This window comes from Streptomyces sp. NBC_01750 (genome assembly GCF_035918095.1).
Taxonomy (GTDB): domain Bacteria; phylum Actinomycetota; class Actinomycetes; order Streptomycetales; family Streptomycetaceae; genus Streptomyces.
In genome coordinates this window covers 4740185-4763865 of the sequence record NZ_CP109137.1, presented here as the reverse complement: position 1 = coordinate 4763865, position 23681 = coordinate 4740185, and the positions used below count along the sequence as shown (strand labels likewise).

The window sequence follows — 23681 nt, the reverse complement described above, 5'->3', positions numbered from 1 at the left end:
CGAGTCACCATGTGTGAGTACTGCGGCTGCCAGGCATTACCCCAGATCGCCGAACTGACCCGCGAACACGACCTGGTCGTCAATCTCATCGGGGACGTCCGCAAAGCGCACGGCGACGCAGACGTACCCCGGATGGCGTGGATCGCGCGCCGCGTCTCCGCCGTTCTCGTGCCGCACACGGCGGTGGAGGAGCAGGGTCTCTTCCCGCCGCTGGCGGAGCAGTTTCCCGACGGCATGGCGGCGCTTCGGGCCGAACACCGGCACATCGAGGCCGTCCTCGGCGAAGCTGCCGCGGGCGTCCCGGCCGACCCCGTCTGGCCCCGGCGGCTCCTGGACGCCCTGGATCTGCTGCGCGACCACATCCTCAAGGAGCAGGACGGTGTGTTTCCCGCCGCCCTGGCCGGGCTGAGCACCGAGGACTGGGAGGCCATGGACGCGGTCCGCTCCCGCGTCGGCACGCTGAGCGCGGATTTCGCCACAACGGGATTCGCCACGACGGAGTTCGCCCCGGAAGCCGGTGTCGATCAGCAGCACGCCGGATCACAGCAGGACGGGCCGCTGACGCCCGGGAAGGCGGCATCGTGAGCCCAGAAACCTCAGGAACCGACCCGCAGGCACGCCGACCAGCCGGTCTGGACGGGGAGTTGTCGGACGCACTGGTGAGCACCCGCCGGTTCTTCACCCGAGCCGAGGTCTCCGCCGACCACCGCACCCTGTACAAGATCGGTGGCCGGAAGGCCGACGACTTCTATCGGGACCGTTGGAGCCACGACAAGGTGGTCCGCTCCACGCACGGGGTGAACTGCACCGGCTCGTGTTCGTGGAAGGTGTACGTCAAGGACGGGATCATCACCTGGGAGTCCCAGCAGACCGACTACCCCACGGTCGGCCCGGACAGCCCGGAGTACGAGCCGCGCGGCTGCCCGCGCGGCGCCGCGTTCTCCTGGTACACCTACTCGCCCACCCGCGTCCGCTACCCCTATGTGCGCGGAGTGCTCCTGGAGATGTACCGGGAGGCCAGGGCCCGGCTCGGTGACCCGGTGCTGGCGTGGGCGGACGTCGTCTCCGACCCGAAGCGGTCCCGGCGCTACAAGTCGGCGCGCGGCAAGGGCGGCCTGGTGCGGGCGAGTTGGGACGAGGCGAGCGAGATGATCGCCGCCGCCCATGTGCACACGATCAAGGAGTACGGTCCCGACCGGCTGGCCGGGTTCTCGCCGATACCGGCGATGTCGATGGTCTCCCATGCCGCAGGGGCCCGCTTCTACTCGCTGCTCGGCGGGGTGATGCTGTCGTTCTACGACTGGTACGCCGACCTGCCGGTCGCGTCCCCGCAGGTCTTCGGGGACCAGACGGACGTACCGGAGTCCGGCGACTGGTGGGACGCCGGCTATCTGATCATGTGGGGCTCGAACCTGCCGGTGACCCGTACCCCGGACGCGCACTGGATGGCGGAGGCCCGCTATCGGGGGCAGAAAGTGATCGCGGTCGCCCCGGACTACGCCGACAACGTGAAGTTCGCCGACGAGTGGCTGCCCGCAGCGCCGGGCACCGACGGGGCGCTGGCGATGTCGATGGGACACGTGATCCTCAAGGAGTTCTTCGTCGACCGCCAGGTCGGTCACTTCACCGACTACGTCAAGCGGTACACCGACCTGCCCTTCCTCGTCACCCTCGAACAGCGCGGCACCGGGGCGGACTTGACGTACGCCCCGGGGAAGTTCCTGACCGCCGCCGACCTGGGCGGCATGGCGGCCGAGGCGGAGAACGCGGAGTTCAGGACCGTCCTCCTCGACGCCGCCACCGGCGACCCTGTCGTCCCGAACGGTTCGCTCGGCCACCGCTACGGCGAGTCCGGCGCCGGGAAGTGGAACCTCGACCTCGGCGACACCGACCCGCTGCTGACGGCGGCCGGAGGCGACGGCGGTGAGGACCCCGTGCCGGTGGAGCTGACCCGGTTCGACACCCCGGACGGGACCGCCGGACAGCTACGGCGCGGCGTCCCCGTACGCCGGGTCGCCGGGCAACTGGTGACCACGGTGTTCGACCTGCTCCTCGCCCAGTACGGCGTGGCCCGCGACGGGCTGCCGGGGGTCTGGCCGACCGGCTACGACGACCCCGACCAGCCCTACACCCCGGCCTGGCAGGCGGCCATCACCGGAGTGGCCGGTGAGACGGCGGCCCGCATCGCGCGCGAGTTCGCCACCAACGCCGAGGAGTCCAGGGGCCGCTCCATGATCATCATGGGGGCGGGGACCAACCACTGGTTCCACTCCGACACCATCTACCGCTCCTTCCTCACCCTGACCACGCTGACCGGCTGCCAGGGCGTCAACGGCGGCGGCTGGGCCCACTACGTGGGGCAGGAGAAGGTCCGCCCGATCACCGGCTACTCGGCCATCGCGACGGCCGCCGACTGGCACCGGCCCGCCCGGCAGATGATCCAGACCGCGTACTGGTACCTGCACACCGACCAGTTCCGCTACGACCCCTTCAGCGCCGACACCCTCGCCGCCGCGGGCGCGGGCGGCACGTTCGCCGGGAAGAGCACCGCCGATGTCATCGCCGCCTCGGCCCGGATGGGCTGGATGCCGTCCTACCCGACGTTCGACCGCAACCCGCTCACCCTCGCGACGGACGCGGAAGCCGCCGGGCAGGAGGTGCCGGAGTACGTCGTGGACCAACTCAAGTCCGGGCGGCTGAAGTTCGCGGGCGAGGACCCGGACGCACCGGAGAACTTCCCCCGGGTGCTGACCATCTGGCGGGCGAACCTGCTCGGCTCCTCCGCCAAGGGCAACGAGTACTTCCTCAAGCACCTGCTCGGCACCGACTCCGCCGTCCGCGCCACCGAGGCGCCGCCCGGCGCCCGCCCACGCGACGTGGTGTGGCGGGAGGAGGCACCGGTGGGCAAGCTCGACCTGCTGCTCACCCTGGACTTCCGGATGACCAGCACCACCGTCTACTCCGACATCGTGCTGCCAGCGGCGACCTGGTACGAGAAGCACGACCTGAACACCACGGACATGCATCCGTTCGTGAACTCCTTCAACCCGGCCATCCCGCCGCCGTGGCAGACCCGCACCGACTGGGACGCCTTCAACACGATCGCGGCGGCGTTCAGCCGTCTCGCCGAGGGGCGGCTGGGCACCGTGAAGGACGTGGTGGCGGCGCCGCTGCTGCACGACACCCCCGACGCGATGGCCACCCCGCACGGCCGTGTCCGGGACTGGAAGGCCGGCGAGTGCGAGCCGGTCCCGGGCCGGACCATGCCCAGGCTGGTGGTGATCGAGCGCGACTATCCGGCCGTCGCCGACCGGATGACCGCCCTCGGCCCGCTCCTCGACACCCTGGGCGCCACCACCAAGGGCGTCACCTTCGACGTACGCCAGGAGCTGGAGTACCTGCGGCACAAGAACGGCGCCGTACGCGGCGGTCCCGCCGACGGCCGCCCTTCGATCGCCCGGGACGTGCAGGTCTGCGAGGCGATCCTGGCCCTGTCCGGCACCACCAACGGACACCTGGCCACCCAGGGCTTCCGCACCCTGGAGGCCCGGACCGGCGTCAAGTTGGCCGACCTGGCCGCCGAGGCCGAGGGCAAGCGGGTCACCTTCGCCGACACCCAGGCGGGCCCCGTCCCGGTCATCACCTCGCCCGAGTGGTCGGGGACGGAGTCCGGAGGGCGCCGCTACTCACCGTTCACCATCAACGTCGAACGCCTCAAGCCCTGGCACACCCTGACAGGACGTCAGCACTTCTTCCTCGACCACGACTGGATCGCCGAACTCGGCGAGTGGATGCCCGTCTACCGGCCGCCGCTCAACATGCACGCCCTCTTCGACGAGCCCGAAGTGGGTGATCAGGGCGAACTCGGCATCACCGTGCGGTACTTGACCCCGCACAACAAGTGGTCCATCCACTCCGAGTACCAGGACAACCTGTTCATGCTCTCGCTCTCCCGGGGCGGCCCGACCGTCTGGATGAGCAAGGAGGACGCCGCGAAGATCGGCGTGCACGACAACGACTGGATCGAGGCGGTCAACCGCAACGGCGTCGTCGCCGCCCGCTCGGTCGTCTCCCACCGTATGCCGGAAGGCACCGTCTACATGCACCACGCCCAGGACCGGCTCATCGACGTCCCCCGCACCGAGACCAACGGGCGGCGCGGCGGCGTCCACAACTCGCTGACCCGGCTGCTGGTCAAGCCAAGCCATCTCATCGGCGGCTACGCCCAGTTGACGTACGCCTTCAACTACCTCGGCCCGACCGGCAACCAGCGCGACGAGGTCACCGTCATCCGCCGCCGCACCGACCAGGAGGTGACGTACTGATGGCCCCGACAGCCGCGACGCCCCCGACCGCAGCGCCCGGCCGCCGGGTCATGGCCCAGATGGCGATGGTGATGAACCTCGACAAGTGCATCGGCTGCCACACCTGCTCGGTCACCTGCAAACAGGCATGGACCAACCGCCCCGGAGTCGAGTACGTGTGGTTCAACAACGTCGAGACCCGCCCCGGCCAGGGCTACCCGCGCCGCTACGAGGACCAGGAGAAGTGGCGCGGCGGCTGGGACCTCAACAGACGCGGCAACCTGAAACTGAAGGGCGGCGGCCGGTTCAAGAAGCTCATCAACATCTTCTCCAACCCCACGCTGCCCTCGCTCGACGACTACTACCAGCCCTGGACGTACGACTACGAGACGCTGACCAACGCGCCGCTCCAGGAACACACCCCGGTCGCCCGCCCCAAGTCCCTGATCACCGGCAAGGACATGAAGATCACCTGGTCGGCCAACTGGGACGACAACCTCGGCGGCTCCACCGACCACGGCGACAAGGACGTACTGCTCGCGGGCATCGCCGAGAAGGTCAAGTTCGAGTTCGAGCAGACCTTCATGTTCTACCTGCCGCGGATCTGCGAGCACTGCCTCAACCCGTCCTGCGTCGCCTCCTGCCCCTCCGGCGCGATCTACAAGCGCTCCGAGGACGGCATCGTGCTGGTCGACCAGGACCGCTGCCGGGGCTGGCGGATGTGCGTGTCCGGCTGCCCGTACAAGAAGATCTACTTCAACCACCGCACCGGCAAGGCCGAGAAGTGCACCTTCTGCTTCCCGCGCATCGAGGTCGGCCAGCCCACCGTCTGCGCCGAGACCTGCGTCGGCCGGCTCCGCTACATCGGCCTGGTCCTCTACGACCCCGACCAGGTCCTCGAAGCCGCCTCCACCCCCGACGACACCGACCTCTACGAGGCGCAGCGGAAGGTCTTCCTCGACCCCGACGACCCGCAGGTGGCCGCCGACGCGGAGCGGTCGGGCATCCCCCGGGACTGGATCGAAGCCGCCCGGCGCTCCCCCGTCCACGCCCTGATCAACACGTACAAGGTCGCCCTGCCGCTGCACCCGGAGTACCGCACCCTGCCCATGGTCTGGTACATCCCCCCGCTGTCCCCGGTCGTGGACGTGGTCCGCGACACCGGCTACGACGCCGAGGACCGCGGCAACCTGTTCGCCGCGATCGACGCCCTGCGCATCCCCGTGGACTACCTCGCCCAGCTGTTCACCGCCGGCGACCCGGCCCCCGTCGACGCCGTGCTGCGACGGCTGGCCGCCATGCGCAGCTACATGCGCGACATCAACCTCGGCCGCGAACCCGACGCGACCATCCCCGCCGCGGTGGGGATGACCGAGGAGCAGATGTACGACATGTTCCGGCTCCTGGCGCTGGCCAAGTACGAGGACAGGTACGTCATCCCGCCCGCGCACGCCGAACAGGCGCACAGCCTGGAGGAGTTGGCCACCGAGTGCAGCCTCGACTTCGAGGACGGCCCGGGCATGGGAGGCTCCGGTCCTTTCGGCGAGGCGTCCGGCGACGCTCCGACCCCGATCGCCGTGGAGAACTTCCACCTGCAGCGCGACCGCCAGAGAGCCGACGCCGTCGACACCCCAGCCGCCCCCGGCGACAAGTCCACCCGGCTCAACCTCCTCAACTGGGACGGCAACGGCCGCCCCCAGGGCCTGTTCCCCAGTTCCTCCGGAGCCGACGAGAGCGAGCCGCGCCCATGACCCCCGCCGGCAAACGCAGCCCCGCTGCCCGAATCCCCGCCGCCTGGCAGGTCCAGTCCCTCCTCCTCGGCTATCCCGACGAGCGGCTGCTCGAACAGGCGCGGCTCGTACGGGCGGTAGCCGACACGCTGCCCGACCGTGTCGCCGCGCCGCTGCGCCGATTCCTCGGGCACCTCGACCGGACGCCCGCCACCGACCTGGCGGCGGACTACGTCACCACCTTCGACCACCGCAAACGCAACTGCCTCTTCCTGACGTACTACGCCCACGGCGACACCCGCAATCGCGGCGCCGCGCTGCTGCGCCTCAAGCAGACCTACGCCGCGGCCGGACTGCGCCTGACCGACGACGAACTGCCCGACCACCTCTGCGTCGTCCTCGAATTCGCCGCCACCGGTGATCCGGAAACCGGGCAGCGCCTGCTGACCGAGCACCGGGCCGGCCTGGAACTGCTGCGCCTGGCACTGCGCGACGCGCGCTCCGCCTGGGCCGACGTCCTGGACTCCGTATCGGCGACCCTGCCCCCGCTGGCCGGCGACGAGCGCGAAGCCGTCGCCAAGCTCGCCGCCCAGGGACCACCCGAGGAACAGGTCGGCCTCGCGCCGTTCGCACCCCCGGAGTTCGTGCCCGCCCCGACGGGAGGCCGGTCATGACCCCGGACGCGAACGCGCTCGACGTCGTGCTGTGGGTCGTCCTGCCGTACATCGCGCTGGCCCTGTTCGTCGTCGGCCATGTCTGGCGCTACCGCTACGACAAGTTCGGCTGGACCACCCGGTCCAGTCAGCTGTACGAGAGCAAGCTGCTGCGCATCGGCAGCCCGCTGTTCCACTTCGGGGTCCTGGCGGTCGTACTCGGCCACGTGGGCGGCCTGGTGATCCCGAAGGACTGGACCGGAGCCATCGGCGTCAGCGAACACGCCTACCACCTCATGGCCACCACGCTGGGGACCATCGCCGGGGTCAGCACCCTGGCCGGGCTCGCGATCCTCGTCTACCGCCGACGTACGGTCGGGTCGGTGTTCAGCGCCACCACCCGCAACGACAAGCTCATGTACGTCATGCTCACCCTGACCCTGGCGCTGGGGCTGTCCGCCACCGTGGTCAGCAACATCATCGGCGGAGGGTACGACTACCGCACGACCATCTCCCCGTGGTTCCGGTCGGTCTTCTACCTGTACCCCGACCCCGCGCTGATGGCCGGTGCGCCACTGCTGTTCCGCCTGCACGCACTCAGCGCCCTGCTGCTGTTCGGCATCTGGCCGTTCACCCGGCTGGTGCACATGCTCACCGCACCGCTCGGCTACCTCACCCGCCCCTACATCGTCTATCGCAGCCGGGACGCGCGGCTGGGCTCCCGCACGCCCCGGCGCGGATGGGAACGCACCTGATGAACACCCACCACAACGGTCCTGCCCGGCCTCACGAGACACACCTGTCCGCCGGTGAGATCACCAACCTGCCGGCCATGGGAGAGGAGTTGCTCGCCGACGCCAGGTCCGCGAACTCCGGAAGCTCCGGGCGAACGGCACGAACCGTCGTCGCACTTCCAGGACTCCGCGTCACCCTGATCGCGCTCGCGGCGGGTTCCGAACTCGCCGAACACGAGGCCCCGGACGCCGCCACCCTCACCTGCCTCACCGGCCGGGTGACACTCCGCGCCACCGACCGCACATGGCGCCTCGGCCAGGGCGACATCGTCGCCATTCCCGACCAACGGCACAGCCTGACCGCCGAGACGGACGCGACGGTACTCCTCACCGTCCGGCTGGCATGAACACCGGCGGCCACGGCGCATCCACCACAGCCGCGGAGCGATTCGATTCCAGGACCTCGGGCCAACTGCACGCCACGTGCGCTGGTACCGCGCCGCCGTACAACACGATCAACCGGAACCGCGGGCGACTCAAGTGCCAGCAGAACAGGCGTCTCATTCGACCGCCCCTGAACCCCCCTCCGTGTGCTTCTGCGATGGCGCCCTTCCGGCCCGCGCTCGCTTCCAGGGCTTGGCAGCTCGTCGGCCACTGAGCGGGCTCCCGACGACTCCGATCCGACGGCGTGCCCATAGCGTGCCCGTAAGACCGGTCAACCACGGTCAACAGCGGTGCGATCCTGCACCTCCGGGCGCCACGCCCGGCTATATATGCCCAGGTCAGAAGCTATTCGGCCGCCCAAGCGCCGTAGCTTCCCAAGCTCAGGGCGCGGGTTCGATTCCCGTCACCCGCTCCATATGAAAGCCCCAGGCCAGCGGCCCGGGGCTTGCCTATTGTCCAGACCAGTTCGGGAGGGCTCCGTGCCCTCCGCGCGCTCGTACCACTGCGGGTGTGCGGCCTCTTCGGGATCAGCCTACGGATGAGACCACGGTGGAGGAGCAATTCATCTGGGTGACAACGCGCCGCATCAAGCCTCGCCCTCACCGCCACCGCCCTCCGCCCGGCCCTCCTGCTCCCGTGCCGCCCCGACGCCGGACGGCACCGGCCCGCCGGCCCGCCGGCACTGACGCCGGCCGCCATCGGTCCTCCGGGGGCACACTGGAGACAGGGCCCATAAGCCGTGAACCAAGGTGTGAGGTGGCCGATGAGCACTCTCGAAGAACAGATCGACATCGGTGTTCCGATGGAAGTGGCCTGGGACTGCCTCCACCGCGTGGAGACCTATTCGCAATTCCTGGAAGGAGTACGCGAGGCTCGTTCGGGGGGCGGGCACCGGGCGCACCTGGACGTCGACGCGGGCGGCCGGGCTCAGGAGTTCGAAGCCGAGATCACCGACCACGGCAAGGAAAACATGATGGAGTGGCAGACCACGCGCGGTCCCGACCTGGCGGGAACGTTCGCACTGCTGCCCATCGACCGGGAGCACACCCGAGTCCAGGCCCGGATCGAGTACGACCCGGGCACCGTCAGGCAAGCGTTCGGCGGGCCGAAGGGGTTCGCCCAGGCAACCGCGATCGAACGGCTCGTACGGAATGACCTCGAGCACTTCAAGGAGTTGGCGGAACGGGAACGGTGAGCCGCGCGACGGTTCCCACCGGGGGCTTGTGTGCCTGCGCCACGTTGTCACTGGTGCGATCTGTCGAATCTGTACCCGGGGGCGCTGCCCGAGATTGAGCTGTCCGCTGGCACCATCGCGTACGACAACACCGGTGGCGACGGCCGCGTCCTGGTCTTTGCCGCACGGGCTCACGATCGGCGGCCCAGTGTGGCGGAAGGCGGTGGCGGGGCTCGCCGGGGACAGCGGTGTGTGCCCGCGCAGCTGCTGGGCGCGCATCGCGGTGCCATGCGCGAGAGGCCGATTGTCACCGCCTTCGGCAACCCCGAGGTCATCTGGGCATCACGCCTTCAGGCCGAGCCAGTGGACGATTTCGAAGGCGAGTTCGACATTCGGCCCTCGGCCAGAGAGCGGCGCCGGGAGCATGTTCTCGCCGTGGTCGAGACCGTTGAGGACGGTGTCTCGGTGGGTGACAGCCGTCCGGACGCGGCTGACGCGGACCGTTCCCGCGATCCAGGGGCGCGCGCCCTGCTGATCCAGCAGGGCGCGCAGCGCGATATCGCCCGGCACCTGCGGGCCGCGTTCCCCGACGAACTCGACGAGGTCGGCGCGGGAGCCCTCGTCGGCGCGATGACCGGAGCGGTCAGCGGGGCGCTGTACGCCCCCTGGAAGACCCCGAAACAGCCGAGGCATTGGCCCGTACACCCGCAGCCCCTGCGCGCCCGGATCCGGAGCGCGGCCCAGGCCGCACTCCAGCCTTGGGCGCCGGCTCGCTAACGGTCGGGGCGGCTACGCAGGCATCGGCCCCATGACAGCCTCGTGAAAGCGCGGACTACCTGCGGCCGGTGACACCCTCGTCGTCCCGTCGATGGACCGGCTCGGCCACTCCATCCAGGACCTGATCGCGATCGTGTCCTGCCTGCACAATCGCGGCATCGGCTTCACCTCGCTCCACTAGTCGCTCAACACCACCACACCGGGCGGCGCCTGGTCTTCCACGTCTTCGCCGCCCTCGCGCATCCGCGAACTCGTCGTGGAGGGCACCAACGATGGCCTGGACGCCGCCCGCGCCCGCGGTGCCCGCCTCCGTGACGTCGACGAGCCTGGCCGAAGGGCGCACATCACCGACGACTCTGCGGGACCCGGTCAGTTGGACCCTTGGCCCCCCAGCGTGTGCCGCTGCATCAGCCGTGAAATGTCCTTCGCGGTGACGATCCCCACCAGATGCCCCCCGTCCACGACGAGAATGCGCATGCCGGTACCCGGGCGGAGCCTGTCGAGAGCCTCACTCAGAAGATCACTCGGAGCGGCAACCGCGCACTGCGACAGCGGGATCGCCACCTCGCGCACGCGCAGCGCCTCCCGGCGCGCTCCCGGTATCCCGGCAAGCCTGCGTACCTGAACGATCCCGCTGGGACGGCCTTCGAAATCGAGCAGCGGCACAGCGGAATGGCGGGAGTTCACTGCCACCTCATCGATGAAACGCTGGACGGTCAGCCAGTCGGCACCGGTGGTCACCGGGCTGGACATGGCATCGGCCACCCGCACGCCCCGCAATGCCGTGCGCATCACGGCGCGTTGCCGCTCCGCGCCGGCGACGACCGTGATGAAGAGACCGACGAAGACGAGCCACAGCCCGCCCGGCGCCCCGCGCAGGAAGGAGATCCAGCCGAAGGCCATCAGCAGCACGCCCACGACCTGACCGCTTCGGGAGGCCGCCCGATCCGCACGTTCCCGGTCTCCGGTGCGCCACCACAACAGCGCCTGCACCACCCTTCCGCCGTCGAGCGGCGCAGCGGGCAGGAGGTTGAATGCGCCCAGGAACAGGTTCGCCCAGCCGAGCCACACCAGAACGGCGGCGGGCACCGCCCAGCCGGACAGCGCGTGCAGCCCGATTCCCGCTCCGAGCGCGGCGCCTCCGACAGCCAGGCTGGTGAGCGGCCCGCTGACCGCCACCGCGAAAGCCACCGCTGCGGTCTGCGGTCGCCCCATCCGGGTCATTCCGCCCAGCGCCCACAGCGTCACATCCTGTACCGCGATCTTCTTCCTGCGGGCAGTCGCGGCGTGTGCCGTCTCGTGGAGCAGGAGGCTGCCCATGAGCAGCACCGCGCCTACGGCACTGGCGAAGGTGTACACCGCGTCCGAGCGTCCCGGAGTCCATGCGGGGAGGGTCTGGCGGCCGAGACCGTACGCGAACAGGACCACCAGCAGCGGCACGCTCCAGTGCATCCGCAGCGGTACACCGACAACCTGTCCGATACGGACCGAGCCGTTCATCGTCGTCTCCTGCCGGCTCGGCATCCGGTCCACCGGGCAGGACCTCGCGACCTGCACTCCGTAAACCGACCAGCACGGCACCCACCTACAAGTGTCGCTCTCGGAATCTCCCGCGGTCGGCCAGAGGCCACAGGGGGCGCTCGCTTCTCAGGTCCGTGAACTCCGTTCGTCCCGTCGCCGCGCAGGTACGGTCGGGGAGGGCGCCGGATCTAGGGTGGACGTACCGACAGCACTGTGGAGGTGCGTCATGGGGCACAGCCACCACTTCCACCTCGATCAGGGTGACCATTCGATCACCGTGAACGTCGGGCCCGGAAAAGACGGAGAGATCGAGCTCCTGGTGAACGGCAAAGTGATCGCGTGCCTGAAGGAGCACGGCCGTGGGACGAGCCTGCTGACCGGCGAACTGCCCGACGATCCCACCCGCCCGTTCCGGGTCCGGGTACGCCAGCCGCACCTCGTCCCGTCCAGGCTCAGATGCACGCTGGAGCTGGACGGCGTAGAGCAGCCCATGCCGGAGAGGCCCATGGTGTGAGCTCCCTGCTCCGCGACTATGGGCGGGATCAGGTGAACAGCGTGCTCCCCTCCAGGTCCGACGAACCCGCACCACTGGTGCAATGAGCTGCCGCAACCCCAATTCAGGATCAGCCGCCGTGGGCGCACCTCTGGGCGTCCGCACCGTCCCGTCATGGCTTCGCGCCGCGGGGCACGACCATCTCGGTCAGCCGGGCAGCACCCGGTTCCAGGCCCGACCAGAGCCCTGACAGGCACAGCACGGCGATCGCGGACGTCGGGAACTTCGTACGCGTCTGCTCCAGGGCGTAGCCGTCCGCGTCACCGGTGAGCATCAGGACCAGGTCCTGCACGCCGGGGTTGTGCCCGACCAGTATCAGCGTCCGTACGTGCGCCGGGATGTCCCGTACCACGCCGAGCAACTCCCCGGCGCTCGCCTGGTAGAGGCGTGCGTCGTGGGTCACCGGCGTGGTGGCGTCGAGCTCGTCCGAGACGAGGTCCCATGTCTGGCGGGTGCGCCGGGCGGTGGAGCACACGACGAGGTCGGGAACGCAGTCGGCCTCGCGCAGCCAGCGGCCGGCGGCCGGGGCCCCGCGGCGGCCGCGCGGGGCGAGAGGCCGCTCGTGGTCGGCCACGTCGTCGGGCCAGGCGGACTTGGCGTGCCGCAGCACGACCAGGCGCCGGGAGTCGCCTGCGGTCACGGCGTCTCCTGGTGCTGGTGGCCGACCTCGCGCGCGAGGTCCAGCCCGAGGACGCGGTCGAGATGGGCGAACGTCTCGAACTTGGCACCGGCCGGCACTGCCGCGTCCCTCTCCACGCTGCGCAGCATGTCCAGGACGGCGGGGACGCCGAGATTATCGGCGAGCGCGGCATGAGCCTGTCGCAGCAGGTCGGCAGGGATCGGCCTGGATGGCTCCTGCGCCCAGTCGGCCACCAGTTGCCGCCAGTGCCGCAGTGTCCGCCGGGCCTCGACGAGCGCGGCACCGGTGACCATGACGGGCGTGCGGTAGGCATGGCCGAGCATCAGCATCCTGACAGCCAGCGGATCGGTTCCTTCTGCGGCGGCTGCGACCGGGGAGCCTGGGCCACCCTCGCCCGGGGGTGCAGTGCCGACCTGGCCCACGTCGATCCGTACCCCGTCGACGCTGTCTTGCTGGTCGGTGCCGCGCGCGAGCACGTGCACGTCGGCAAGAGCGCTCGGTGTCTGACTCGGATCGTGAGCACGGACGGTGGCGGGCGGGTGGATGCCGAGTACGGCCATGACCCGGTCGAGCGCCTGAACTTGCTCCTGCGGCAGGTCCGGTGCGGTGAGCACCGTCAGGGTCTGCAGGCCGTGCAGCTCAGCGGTGCGCGCGAGTACGTCGCCGAGCAGCAGCACGCGCAGGTGCACCGCGCCGATCCCGTTGTCGATGACCGGTAGATGGACGCAGATGCGCAGGAGGTGGCGGTGCGCGGAGGGAATCTCCACGAGGTGGCCGGTGCGGGCGTCGGCGATACGCAGCATGCTGCGGAGGCTAGTCGTGGAAACCTCCGGTACGGAGGAAGCTGGCAGATGAAGCCTCGGCCCATAGAAACCCGAGTTCGGTCGGTGCGGCCTCATCGCAGCCGCTCGCGGCCGGCCCTGCAGCCGAACCCGACGCACCCCACGTGCCACTACGTGCCATTCGTAGCGGTAAACAGGGGTCACTACGGGCACCGTCCGGCCGCTACCCAGCCGTACACCTGTGCAGCGTTTCCGCTGGTCAGGAACATGTCTGGCGATCAAGTGCTGGTTGATTCCCAAGCTCAGAGCGCGGGTTCGATTCTCGTCACCCGCTCCACAACGAAGGCCCAGGTCGCAGACCCGGGTCCTGTTTGTTGTCTGGACCAATTTCTGACCCTCCAGACCTCCACCAGCGGTCGGCGCCACCAGTGATGGACGACAAGGGATGCGCGGAGCGCGCCCCATACGAGCTGGGCGTGCCGGCTGCGCTCCGGGAAGCGGTGCAGTGCGGCTGGTTGACTCAAGAGGCCCCGAAAGTAGAGGTCAGGACGTCTCCGATTCCTCCTGCAGCGGCGGTCCGCGCGCCCGGCCGGGGATCGAACCGCTCCCCGGCATTGCGGCTGAACTTGCGGCGGTCGAGCGGATCCTGACGGTGGCTCATGAGGTCTTCCTGCGGCTCAAGACCACGTCCAGCCCGGTGCTTGTCCTTGCCTGTCGGATATCCGGGCCCAGCTGAGCAGCCTGGCCCGTCCGGGCTTGGTTGCTCAATCCGCAAGCCAGTTGCCGTGGAAGCCGTACGGCACGCGGGTCGGCAGGTGAATGATTGCGACCGGGTCGGCGGCGAGGTCGCCCGCGTCCAGGATGACCAGGTCGCTGCGGTCGGTGCCGGCGTCGTAGACATACGTCATGAGCCAGCCGGGGCCGCCCGCCGCGTCACCGGCCGGGGCGAAGGCAGCCTCGCCGGGCGTGCGGCGGGGCCCGAAGTCGTGCTCCGTCGCCGCGCCGCTGCCCAGCTCGTACCGCACCAATGCATTGCCACAGGTCACGTGCCCGTAGGTGGCGTCGAGCCCGGTCAGCCGGTCATCGACCCGAGGGAACTCGCCGGGACGGTCGTCGCACTGCTCCTCGCGGACCGTCCCGGTGGCGGGGTCGATCGTCCACTTCCAGAGCACGGCCTCCTGCCTGCGGTCGATGACGTCGCCGGTCCGCCGCCACAACTCCGGGTAGCGCATGACGTGCAGCACGATGGTGCCGTCCGGCGCGTCGTAAGCGTTGAGCGAGTGGAACACGTAGCACGGGTCGATGCCGAACCAGCGCACCTCGCCATACGGGTCGTTGCGGCGCAGCACCCCCAGCCGGGCGCCGTAGCCGTCGTCCCAGCGGTAGGGCATGGTCCCGGCCATGGCCAAGTCCCGGTCGAAGACGACGGGCAGGTCCATGAAGACGACGTGCTCCGCGGTGAGGTTGAAGTCGTGCATCATCGTCGGCCCGGGCACCTCGACAGACCTGCTGATCACCAGCTCGCCCGAGGCATCCGCCCGGTGGTAGGTGAGGTAGGGGGCCTCCAGCATCCCGTAGCCGAAGAAGTGCAGCTCCCCGGTGACCGGGCACGCCTTCGTGTGCGCGGTCACCGCGGTGCCCAGCTTCCCGCCGAAGTCGTACGCGCCGACCGTGTCCAGGCCGCAGGTGAGCTCGTACGGCAGGGCCGTCTCGACCAGGGCGAGGGTCCGGCCCGCGTGCCGGATGACGTGAGTGTTGGCCTGGCCCGCGGTGAGGTCGCGGTGGCCTTGGTCGTCGTAGGTCCGGGCCCCGTCGGTGAAGCTGCGGGTACGCACCCAGCGGTTGCGGTACGAGGTGGCCCGGCCGCCCTCCAGCCGGACGCCGTGGATCATGCCGTCGCCGAAGAACCGGTGTCCGGAGGCGGCGTCGGCCGGGTTCGGCCCGTTGTGGAGGTACCAGCCGGCCAGTTCGGCCGGGATCCGCCCGGTCACCGGCAGGTCGTACGCGGTGAGTTCTTCGCCGACCGGGGCGTAGTTGCCCGCCAGGTGGGGCCGGGCCCGGTGCGCGGAGATCATCGGACACCGGCCTTGGCCTGGACGTGAGCGATGTAGCGGACGGTGAACATCATCGGGATCACGAAACCGGCGACCTGGATGAGCGTGGCGAGGGTCGAGTGGGCGTTCCCTTCGTGCGCCACGAAGGCGAGCACGACAGCAGTCAGGGCAAAGGCCGCGGTCCAGACGGCGGTGATGATGACGTTGGTCTGGATGAACGGCTTGAGCCCCCAGACCTCGCGCGGGGTGGTGCGCTTGGCGATGCCCGACGTGAAGGGCTTGCCGATGGCCAGCGAGACCCCGGCGATGACCGCCAGTGTGCCCGACGACAGCGCCGCCGAGTAGTCGTGCACGCCCGAGTCCGGGTTGGCGAAAGCGATGACGGCCAGCACGGCGAAGAAGACCGCGGAGCCGAGCTCGATGATCAGCGCGTCGAATCCGGCACCCGCCCGTACCTGCTGGACGATCACCGCCACCGCGACCACCAGGGCTGCCAGCGACGCCCACTGCCAGTTCCCCGAGGGCAGCACGGCGAAGACGATCCACGGGAGGAAGGTGCGCAGGTAGGACATGAGGTCTCCGCTTCAGTGTTTCCGTTTCTGACATGTCAAAACTAGAAGGTCTAATATGGACATGTCAATAGTGGAATGTAGACTGCGGAACATGAGCCTTCGACACGCACTGCTCGGGCTCCTCTCCGAGCGCCCCGCCAGCGGCTATGACCTGCTGAAACTGTTCGAGACGTCGCTGGCCACCGCCTGGCCGGCAACTCAGAGCCAGATCTACACCGAGCTGACCAAGCTGGCGGACACAGGGCTGATCATGGTGGCGGCCGAGGGGCCGCGAGGCCGCAAGGAGTACGCCCTCACCGACGAGGGACTGGCCGAGCTGCGGCACTGGCTGACCGAGACCAAACCGCAGCGGAACACCCGCAGCGACATTCTCCTACGGGTGTTCTTTCTCGGGGTGCTGACGCCCGAGCAGGCGCGCGGCTACCTCACCGAGCTCATCGAGCTGTCCGATCAGGGGTACCAGAGTCTGCGCCGACTGGAGAAGTCCGTCGACTGGGATGACGACAATCTTTCGGTCTACGGCCGGATCGCCCTGGAGTACGGCCTGCGGTTCAACACCATGCGCCGCGAGTGGGCCGAGTGGGCAGCCAGCCAGATCACCTGACGGCTGGTGGACCGACGGGAGCGCCGCGTGGACCAGGACTTCCCCGTGGAACCGCCCCCCGATGACGGCGTCGAGCGCATCGGTCATGGACCACTAACTGAGCTTGTAGTCCACTTCGACGGGAGTGAGTTCCTGGAGGCCGCGTGTGAGTTCACGGGCTTCGTAGAGGTGGACACGAGCGGTGGGGCCCAGGGTGATCGCGTGCGGGCCGAGTGATCGCCATCGTTCAGCGATCGCTCCCGCTTCTTCGCGAGTTCACGGCGTGCGCGCAGCCGAGACCGCGCAGAGCGACCGTCGCACGCACCCACACGCGCTCCGGGGTCCCATCCCTCCGTGCCCACAGCGTGCCCTTCAGAGCGGACAACCACGGTCAACAGCGGTGCGATCCGACCCGCAAGGCCCCCGGGGAGAGGGTATCTACGCAGGTCAGAAGCCGCGTCACCGCACAAGCCTCGTTACTTCCCAAGCTCAGAGCGCGGGTTCGATTCCCGTCACCCGCTCCATGGAAAAGCCCCAGGCCAGCAGCCCGGGGCTTTCTCCTGTCACGCAGAGTGGCGTTCCTCTGGTGAATTTCCCCCACCCGTCATGGGACTCATTTCGTCGATTTCTTGCGGGGTCTCTTCTCCCGGGGGGTGGTCAAGCCCCGCTTGAAGCGCGCGCCGTACTTCGTGCCAAGCACGGATAATCGCCGGAAGCTTGGACAGCACCTCGGCGATCTGCGTGAGCAGCAACGTTGCGCAGCCGAAACTTGCCAGGATGATCAGCGTCGCATTGTCCCAGCTCATGAGGACCGCCCTCGCGTCCGCTGGAGAGTTGCTCGTCGTCCATGCATGGCGCGGTGCAGTCACAGAGGATGGCCCCTTACGCCGGTCCGCGAATCGGGCTGGCTCCTCGCCTGCCCGCCAAGAGTCGGCCGCATGCGCCACAACCTAGCCAGGGGCGGGCCCGTGGAGACGACGAAAGACCCCGCCTCTATGGTGGACCGATGGCGTCGATCAAGAAGTTCCAAGTCACCTTCGACTGCGCAGAACCTGAGCGCGTCGCTCGTTTCTGGTGCGAGGTGTTGGGGTACGTCGTACCGCCGCCACCGGAGGGGTTTGCTACTTGGGACGATTTCGATCGCGCACTGCCGCCTGAGCGTCAGGGTTCGGCGTTCGCATGCATTGATCCCTCAGGTGTGGGCCCGCGACTGTTCTTCCAGCGCGTTCCCGAAGGCAAGGTCGTCAAGAATCGGCTGCATCTTGACGTGCGGGTCGGCACAGGGCTCGTGGGTGAAGAGCGCCTGGCCGCACTTGAGGCCGAGTGCACACGACTGGTCGCGCTCGGCGCCGTACGCGTGCGACTACTGCTTGCTGATGGAGTCAACGAGTCGTGCCTCGTGATGCAGGACATCGAGGGCAACGAGTTCTGTCTCGACTGAGTGGCCGCGAACGTGGCACCTTCGCGAGTCGACTGGTGCAGTTCGCCATCACGAGGGTCGCCGTCCCGCGGCGCGCCAACGGTCCTGATCCAGAACAACCTCAGCCACGGATCGCGACCGCTCTCGGCCGCCAGAGGCCCTAACGCGGCCGTAATAGCCGTAGACGACCGATCTCTTGGATCAGGAGTTCCCCGTTCCACAACCGCGCCGGATCGAGCGGGGAGCCACGGGGAACCGCGGCTGCCGGCAGATGCCCCGCCTCCGAGGCGGGGCGTCCTGCACCCAGGCGCTACGGGCAGGTCTCGCTCAGCTTCACCGTGCCGAAGTCGAGTTCGGTGCTGGCCGGGATGGTCTTGCCTGCCGCGTAATTCTGGTCGCAGACCTTCCAGTTACGGTCGAAGACCTGCATGCGCCCGGCCCCAGTGTTGTCGTGGGACGTGAGCAGGAAGAAGCCCTCTACCTGCGCCGCGTCTTGAGCCTCTTGCAGCCCCATGCCGACGAAGTCCGGAACAGCAACGGTTTCCTCGGCCGGCGCATCGGCCTTGTCGTCGGCGCCGTCGGCCGCCGGGGCCTGCGTAACCGTCTTCGTGGCGGCCGGGGTGGACGTGGCGGTGTCCTGGCATGCAGTGAGCGTCAGGCAGGCGGCTGCCAAGAGGAGCGGAGCGAAGCAGCGAGTGTTCATGGTGCCCCCAAGGTGTGCGAAGAGGGAGTGACCATAGCGCCGGATGTGGGGCAAGGCAGGCAGAGTTGCAGAACCTCGACAAACGGGCTGTTGGAGACTGTCCGCGAACGATCGCGATCAACACAGCTAGGGCGCACCTGCACCACGACGTTGAACACGACAAGGCCTGGTCACGAGCGATGTACGCACCGAGAGCGATGGGCCACCGCTTATGGGCAGGAACGCGGCCGTCTACTTAGGTGTGCGGCCCGGTGCAGCAACTGGGGCCCTGCAGGCAACGAAGCATCTACCGCGAGGCCTGCGGATCCGAGGGGAGGAGCGGCCGCATGAAGGTGCGTTCGTAACGCAGGACGCACGAACTGTCGTCGCGCACGGTATCGGCGGCGATGAATTCCGGGTCCTGGCCAAATAGCATCCTGTATCGCTCGTAGGATGCGAGGTCAGGGAAGCTGAACAGGGCGAGTGCCTTGTCGCTGGCGCCTTCGGCAGGCAGATAGTAACCGTGGTGTGTTCCGCCGTGCCGGTTCACCAGATTGATCCAGCGGTGCGCGAACTCTTCGAACGCGCTGATCTTCGAGGGGTCGATGGTGTAGTCGATGACGCAGGTGATCATCGGGTTCCTTCCTGGGTCTGGCCGGAGATCGTCCAGCCCGCACTCGACCAGCTGGCGTGGATGCCCATTCTCGCGCTTGGGCAGGTCGGAGTCCCGGCGCGGTAGTCGGGTTCTCCGGGGGCCTTCGGGTCGTGGGCGGACAGGGGGCTGCCGGTCAGCTGGCGGGTCGGGGCCAGTGCGGCGAGGCGGTGGAAGGGCTTGGGCGCGGGCCGAGCGAGATCGAGCGCAAGGCAGAGGCCTCCGAAACGCCTGCGATCGAACTGTTCTTTGGCCTGCTCGACCAGTACCGAGCTGAGCGTCGCCGAGCAGCGCGGTAGAACTTTCTCTCAAGTGCTCGCTGCACACCCGGCTTGGCGCCGGGCGACGCTCCTGTCTCCGCCCCGCTCCGCCCGGCCGCCGGACGCGCGCGGCGCGAGAAGCGCGGCGAAGTCGTCAGAGTCCATGACCAGGGCGGCGCGGTTATGGTTCGGCAGGGGCCGAAGAGTGTGCCCGCCGGCGCTGTTCGTAGTGCCAGACGGACAAGGGCCGGTGGTCGATGTCGAACGCCGGATCGAGCGGGCCGATCCGCGCCAGCCCCTCCACACAGCGGGGGTCGTCCCGTTGGGCAAGCCCGTACACGGCCTCCAGGCGGATCAGCAGATCCTCGTCGTCGAGGAGTCCGGCCAAGGCCTCCGTCACGGCGGGGGACCGGTCCGGGCATGCGGCAAGTGCGGTCGCGGCACTGCCCCGTACTTCCGGGTCCTGAAGCAGGGCGAGCAGCGTCCCGGTGACCCCGGGGCCGAGGTCGTGCCACTGGCCGAGCACGGCGCACGCCGCGGCGCGCACCCCGGGGTGGGGGTCCCGCGCGAGGGTGAGCAGCGCGACCCTGGCCGTCGGTGTGAGCGGGACGTCGTAGGCGCAGAGCAGGTAGGGCACTTCCTGGCGTACGCGCGGCTCCGGATGGCAGGTGTACCGATGCCCGACGGCCTCCTGGCCGGGGTGGGTGTATCCGGCGAAGAGTTCGAGGATCTTCACGAGGACGTCGGTGTCGGTCTCTTCGGGCGCCCATGTGGCGAGCAGCCGGCACGTGTCCTGATCGTTCGCGTCGCTGCTTTCGTGCGGGAGGATCCCACGGCTCCAGAGGAACCCGAGGGCGAACCGGCGGTGGAGGGGGTCGGGGTGGTGGCGGTACGCCGTCACCGCCTGCCAGGTCTCCCTGCTGGGCCGCTGACTGAGGACGTGACAGGCCGACCACCAGTCCGCATGGTCCTCGTCGCGATGTCGGACGCCACGCGCCACCAGCTCGTCGACGGGCGTCAGGACGCGGAAGGCCCACTCCAGATCGGTGAGGATGGAGCCGTGCCCGGCCCGGACGGTGAGTCCGCCGAGCGTGATCTGCTCGACGTGGTGGTACTCACCGTCAGGCACTCGGACCGTCTCGGCCGGGCCCCGCGCTCCCGTCCGGCGCCGCAGCTCTTCGGCCGCGCCCCTCTCGTACCAGCCACGGGCCAGGCCGAGAAGCCGCTCCCGGTCGGGCTCCGGGAGCCGCAGCCGCGGTTCCCTGCCCAGCACGGCCATGAAGACCGCCGGGGAGCCGAGATCGACGGCACGCAGCAGCGGTGTGGTCTCGTCGGGGAGCCGCAGATCCGGGTCGGCGCCGCCGTCTTCCAGAGCCTCGGCGACCGGCACGTCGAACGCCGCCACGGCCGCGCAGAGCACCGGGAGGCCGTCCTTGCCGCGCGTGTCCGGATCGGCCCCCTCCGCGAGCAGCGCCCGCACAACCTCGGCGTCGCCCGACCGGACCGCCGCCATCAGCCGTCCGCCGAGTCCTTCGGGTTCTTCGCAGCCCATGACTCCCCCACCCCCGTCCCGTAGCGCAGCTCGTCCTGCACCGCCGGCCCGTCCCGTAGCGCAGCTCGTCCTGCACCGCCGGCCCGTCCAGCAGTGCCCGCTTCGAACGCGGCCACCTCGTCGAACGCCCCGAGTCCCTCGCTGCCTGAGGGGCCGAACCCACGAGACACCGGCCGAGGAGTGCTGCGATCTGCCTGGGCAGGGCTTGGGCTGCCCCGGGTCCGTCAGCCGGACGTCTGACGCAGGACCAGGGAGACGAACCCCCAAGTGTCCCGGTAGACGCGCAGCCATTCGGAGCGCCGGGTGTTGGCTGTCGAGAGCACTTGCGAGCTGTCCGGATCGGCAGGGTGGTCCAGGGCCCATGAGGCCAGTGACCCCCAGCAGGCCCATTCATAGTCGTCCAGTTCGCGGCGCGTGCTGACGTGCCCGTCGACAGGAGTCCAACCGTCAGCGACGACACGGTCCACGGTGGTCGCCAGGTCGGTGAAGTCTCCGAGCATCTCGACGGCCTCCTGGGAAGGGTCGCGGTCCCAGAACCCCTCACCGATCAGGACGCGGCCGCCGGGAGCCAGGTGCTTGCGTGCCGCTGCGAGGGTGGGGAGCAGACCGCCGAAGGCATGCGTGGCCCCGACACTGAGCACCAGGTCGAACGACTGCGAGGAGACGAAATCCGCGGCCTCATGATGGTGGAGGACAAGGCGCTCCCGGACCCCGAGGTGGCTCGCTGCCTGGCTGGCCTGCGCCAAGGCGTCCTCGGAGATGTCGACGCCCTCGGCGTGCAGTTGCGGGCGCGTGGCCAGGGCGCGCAGTAGCCATTCCCCACCGCCGCAACCAAGGTCGAGCACACGCTCGTCGCCACGCGGGACGCCGCGTTCCAGAAGCCGGCGCACCGAGTCGTCGTCGAGCGGAGACTTTATCGGGTGATCAGCATGGGCGATCCCGGAGATCTGTTCACGGTTCACCGGCGCAGCTTGTCAGCGCCAGAGGCCGCCCGCACCTCGTTTTCGGTCGCGGGCTGGAGTCCTCCGGGGCAGCCGTCGATCCACAGGTCTTGACAATTACTCAAGCGACGCTGAAGGCGTGGCGAAGCGATGCCATACGGGGCGGCACCCTGATGCTGATACAGGCTCCGGCGCAGCCTGCCGGTCCGCCACCGCGGCGGCGGTTCCGGCTCCACGACCGACTCCCGGACCGACCCGTGGGCCGCCCGTGCGCGCCGCGAGGGCACGAAACCCTGCCCGCCGGCCACCCCAGCCGACCGACCGAACCACCTGGAGCCTCCATGTGGCACGACATGCTGGCGCTTCCGGTGCCGATCCTGGAGAAGGTCCTACGGACTGCGTTCGTCTATGCCCTGGTGATCCTGATCTTCCGATTCACCGGCAAACGCGGCATGGCAGCCATGAACACCTTCGACTTCGTGGTGCTTTTCCTACTGTCGAACGTCGTGCAGAACGCCGTCATCGGCCCCGACGACAGCGTCACGGGCGGCGCAATCGGGGCCATCACGCTCATCGCGATGAACGCCGCCCTCACGCGCTGGCTCGCCACCGACGACCGCGCCGCCCGCCTGCTGGAAGGCACCAGTAGTCCGATCGTCGAAGACGGCCGCCTCATCCCAGGAACCTTGCGACGTCTGTCGATCCGGCGCGAGGAGATGGCGAACGCGGTCCGCCTGCACGACGGCGACAGCATCGACGAGGTGCAGACGGCCCGGCTGGAACCGAGCGGACAGCTCCTCATCGTGCTCAAACCCGCAGCCCGCGGCGCCACCAAAGGCGAACTGGATCAGATCGGGGAACGCCTGGCTGCCATCGAACAACTACTCAGCCGGCGTCCGTCGTAGCGGGGCGATGCAGTGACCTCGACGGCACGTCGGCTTGACTCCGAACATCAGGAGGCATCAAGCGTGGGCACGACGACGGCCGCTGCCGGGGCACCAGCGAAAAGACCCCAGTCGATCAAGGCTGGGGGTCATTGACATCCGGATCTGACCGTGAGGATGTCGATGGCGGTCACTCACGGCCGGGTCGCCTCTTGAGCAGCCAGTCACCCGGCGGTGTTCACAACCAGCTGATCACGGTGCTGATGCCGATGCCCATGAGCGCGAGGCAGACGATCAAGCCCACCATGCATCCCAGTCCGAAGAGCACGTCATGGACGGATCCCGGCTCGGTGGGTTCGTCAGCCCCGGAGCCCACCTGGTCCCAGTCCATCGATTTCCCCGCTGACTGCGATGCGGCGAGGCGCATCGCAGCCAGTTGCGCACGAGCGAAGGGAGTCTCCGCTGCCGCATCCGAGCCACGCCAAGCCAGTGCCCGCATACGGTCGACCGGGTGTCGGTAACGGGCTTCGAAGGCCGCCACCTCCTCGGGAGAGCGCCCGGCGTCGAGGTAGCTCCAGCGGCCGGCTTGCACCGACTCCCCGAACAGGCCATAGACGTCCGCGAGCCTGACGCGAAGGGAGAGGTCTGCGGGGAAAGAGGACACCAGCCCACGCAAACGCTGCCGCGCCAGAGGAAGGCGACCCGCCGCGAGGTCGGTGTCCACCTTGGCCAAGGTGTTCTCGACAGTCACGATTGGCCATGATCGCTT

The 23681-nt window shown here is 69.1% G+C and carries 25 protein-coding genes; 14 read left to right on the top strand and 11 right to left on the bottom strand.

Going from position 1 to position 23681, the window contains the following annotated elements; translation table 11 throughout:
• The first annotated feature begins 9 nt into the window (after positions 1-9).
• The 9 genes from OG966_RS21485 (at position 10) to OG966_RS40850 (ending at position 9997) form a co-directional block, all read left to right on the top strand.
• Complete coding sequence (locus tag OG966_RS21485) at positions 10-585, top strand: hemerythrin domain-containing protein (RefSeq protein ID WP_326651379.1); 576 nt, start codon at positions 10-12, stop codon at positions 583-585.
• A complete protein-coding gene (locus OG966_RS21480) occupies positions 582-4325 on the top strand; it encodes a nitrate reductase subunit alpha (protein WP_442806736.1) in 3744 nt (1247 codons plus the stop codon). The genes OG966_RS21485 and OG966_RS21480 overlap by 4 nt, the downstream gene beginning before the upstream one ends.
• Positions 4325-6055 carry a nitrate reductase subunit beta gene (gene narH, locus OG966_RS21475; protein WP_326651378.1) on the top strand — a complete coding sequence of 577 codons (1731 nt, stop codon included), beginning with the start codon at positions 4325-4327 and terminating at the stop codon, positions 6053-6055. The genes OG966_RS21480 and narH overlap by 1 nt, the downstream gene beginning before the upstream one ends.
• Entirely contained in the window at positions 6052-6708 is a 657-nt protein-coding gene (gene narJ / locus OG966_RS21470; protein WP_326651377.1) for a nitrate reductase molybdenum cofactor assembly chaperone, read from the top strand. The genes narH and narJ overlap by 4 nt, the downstream gene beginning before the upstream one ends.
• The gene (narI, locus tag OG966_RS21465; protein ID WP_326651376.1) at positions 6705-7442 is read left to right on the top strand and encodes a respiratory nitrate reductase subunit gamma; all 738 of its coding nucleotides are present in this window, start codon (positions 6705-6707) and stop codon (positions 7440-7442) included. Before narJ ends, narI begins: the two co-directional genes overlap by 4 nt.
• Positions 7442-7828, top strand: coding sequence for a cupin domain-containing protein (locus OG966_RS21460; protein ID WP_326651375.1), 387 nt, complete (start codon positions 7442-7444; stop codon positions 7826-7828). Before narI ends, OG966_RS21460 begins: the two co-directional genes overlap by 1 nt.
• A gap of 800 nt (positions 7829-8628) precedes the next feature.
• Entirely contained in the window at positions 8629-9060 is a 432-nt protein-coding gene (locus OG966_RS21455) for an SRPBCC family protein (RefSeq protein WP_326651374.1), read from the top strand.
• Positions 9061-9090: 30 nt separating this feature from the next.
• A complete protein-coding gene (locus OG966_RS21450; RefSeq protein ID WP_326651373.1) occupies positions 9091-9816 on the top strand; it encodes a hypothetical protein in 726 nt (241 codons plus the stop codon).
• Between the two features lie 91 nt (positions 9817-9907).
• Positions 9908-9997 (top strand): hypothetical protein, encoded by a 90-nt coding sequence (locus OG966_RS40850; RefSeq protein WP_406731375.1) that lies wholly within the window; start codon positions 9908-9910, stop codon positions 9995-9997.
• Positions 9998-10185: 188 nt separating this feature from the next.
• Here OG966_RS40850 and OG966_RS21445 read toward each other — a convergent pair whose 3' ends face one another.
• Positions 10186-11316, bottom strand: a complete 1131-nt coding sequence (locus OG966_RS21445) for a site-2 protease family protein (RefSeq protein ID WP_326651372.1) — start codon at positions 11314-11316, stop codon at positions 10186-10188.
• Positions 11317-11563: 247 nt separating this feature from the next.
• Between OG966_RS21445 and OG966_RS21440 the strand changes: the two genes are divergently transcribed.
• Positions 11564-11851, top strand: coding sequence for a hypothetical protein (locus tag OG966_RS21440; protein ID WP_326651371.1), 288 nt, complete (start codon positions 11564-11566; stop codon positions 11849-11851).
• 151 nt (positions 11852-12002) lie between these two features.
• On the opposite strand, the gene OG966_RS21435 is transcribed toward OG966_RS21440, so the two are convergent.
• From OG966_RS21435 to OG966_RS21420, 4 genes are all read right to left on the bottom strand, one after another.
• Positions 12003-12530 carry a SixA phosphatase family protein gene (locus tag OG966_RS21435; RefSeq protein ID WP_326651370.1) on the bottom strand — a complete coding sequence of 176 codons (528 nt, stop codon included), beginning with the start codon at positions 12528-12530 and terminating at the stop codon, positions 12003-12005.
• The gene (locus OG966_RS21430; protein WP_326651369.1) at positions 12527-13333 is read right to left on the bottom strand and encodes a hypothetical protein; all 807 of its coding nucleotides are present in this window, start codon (positions 13331-13333) and stop codon (positions 12527-12529) included. Before OG966_RS21430 ends, OG966_RS21435 begins: the two co-directional genes overlap by 4 nt.
• 743 nt (positions 13334-14076) lie before the next feature.
• Positions 14077-15387, bottom strand: a complete 1311-nt coding sequence (locus tag OG966_RS21425) for a carotenoid oxygenase family protein (RefSeq protein WP_326651368.1) — start codon at positions 15385-15387, stop codon at positions 14077-14079.
• Positions 15384-15938, bottom strand: coding sequence for a hypothetical protein (locus tag OG966_RS21420; RefSeq protein WP_326651367.1), 555 nt, complete (start codon positions 15936-15938; stop codon positions 15384-15386). Before OG966_RS21420 ends, OG966_RS21425 begins: the two co-directional genes overlap by 4 nt.
• A gap of 91 nt (positions 15939-16029) precedes the next feature.
• Here OG966_RS21420 and OG966_RS21415 point away from each other — a divergent pair, with 91 nt between their 5' ends.
• Complete coding sequence (locus OG966_RS21415; protein WP_326651366.1) at positions 16030-16542, top strand: PadR family transcriptional regulator; 513 nt, start codon at positions 16030-16032, stop codon at positions 16540-16542.
• Positions 16543-16569: 27 nt separating this feature from the next.
• The gene (locus OG966_RS21410) at positions 16570-16758 is read left to right on the top strand and encodes a hypothetical protein (protein WP_326651365.1); all 189 of its coding nucleotides are present in this window, start codon (positions 16570-16572) and stop codon (positions 16756-16758) included.
• Between the two features lie 326 nt (positions 16759-17084).
• Here the strand turns inward: OG966_RS21410 and OG966_RS21405 are convergent, their stop codons facing one another.
• Positions 17085-17327 carry a hypothetical protein gene (locus OG966_RS21405; protein WP_326651364.1) on the bottom strand — a complete coding sequence of 81 codons (243 nt, stop codon included), beginning with the start codon at positions 17325-17327 and terminating at the stop codon, positions 17085-17087.
• A gap of 200 nt (positions 17328-17527) precedes the next feature.
• Here OG966_RS21405 and OG966_RS21400 point away from each other — a divergent pair, with 200 nt between their 5' ends.
• Positions 17528-17962 carry a VOC family protein gene (locus tag OG966_RS21400; RefSeq protein ID WP_326651363.1) on the top strand — a complete coding sequence of 145 codons (435 nt, stop codon included), beginning with the start codon at positions 17528-17530 and terminating at the stop codon, positions 17960-17962.
• A 289-nt stretch (positions 17963-18251) separates the two neighbouring features.
• Here the strand turns inward: OG966_RS21400 and OG966_RS21395 are convergent, their stop codons facing one another.
• The 4 genes from OG966_RS21395 to OG966_RS21380 all read right to left on the bottom strand — a co-directional run bounded on the left by OG966_RS21395 (position 18252) and on the right by OG966_RS21380 (position 22049).
• Complete coding sequence (locus OG966_RS21395) at positions 18252-18644, bottom strand: PASTA domain-containing protein (RefSeq protein WP_326651362.1); 393 nt, start codon at positions 18642-18644, stop codon at positions 18252-18254.
• Between the two features lie 286 nt (positions 18645-18930).
• On the bottom strand, positions 18931-19257 hold the full coding sequence (locus OG966_RS21390; protein ID WP_326651361.1) for an NIPSNAP family protein: 327 nt from the start codon (positions 19255-19257) through the stop codon (positions 18931-18933).
• Positions 19258-19716: 459 nt separating this feature from the next.
• Positions 19717-21087 (bottom strand): HEAT repeat domain-containing protein, encoded by a 1371-nt coding sequence (locus OG966_RS21385; protein WP_326651359.1) that lies wholly within the window; start codon positions 21085-21087, stop codon positions 19717-19719.
• A gap of 224 nt (positions 21088-21311) precedes the next feature.
• The gene (locus tag OG966_RS21380; protein WP_326651358.1) at positions 21312-22049 is read right to left on the bottom strand and encodes an SAM-dependent methyltransferase; all 738 of its coding nucleotides are present in this window, start codon (positions 22047-22049) and stop codon (positions 21312-21314) included.
• Positions 22050-22369: 320 nt separating this feature from the next.
• On the opposite strand from OG966_RS21380, the gene OG966_RS21375 reads away from it, so the two are divergent.
• A complete protein-coding gene (locus OG966_RS21375) occupies positions 22370-22933 on the top strand; it encodes a DUF421 domain-containing protein (protein WP_326651357.1) in 564 nt (187 codons plus the stop codon).
• A gap of 217 nt (positions 22934-23150) precedes the next feature.
• Here the strand turns inward: OG966_RS21375 and OG966_RS21370 are convergent, their stop codons facing one another.
• The gene (locus tag OG966_RS21370) at positions 23151-23663 is read right to left on the bottom strand and encodes a DUF6584 family protein (RefSeq protein WP_326651354.1); all 513 of its coding nucleotides are present in this window, start codon (positions 23661-23663) and stop codon (positions 23151-23153) included.
• Positions 23664-23681 lie beyond the last annotated feature (18 nt).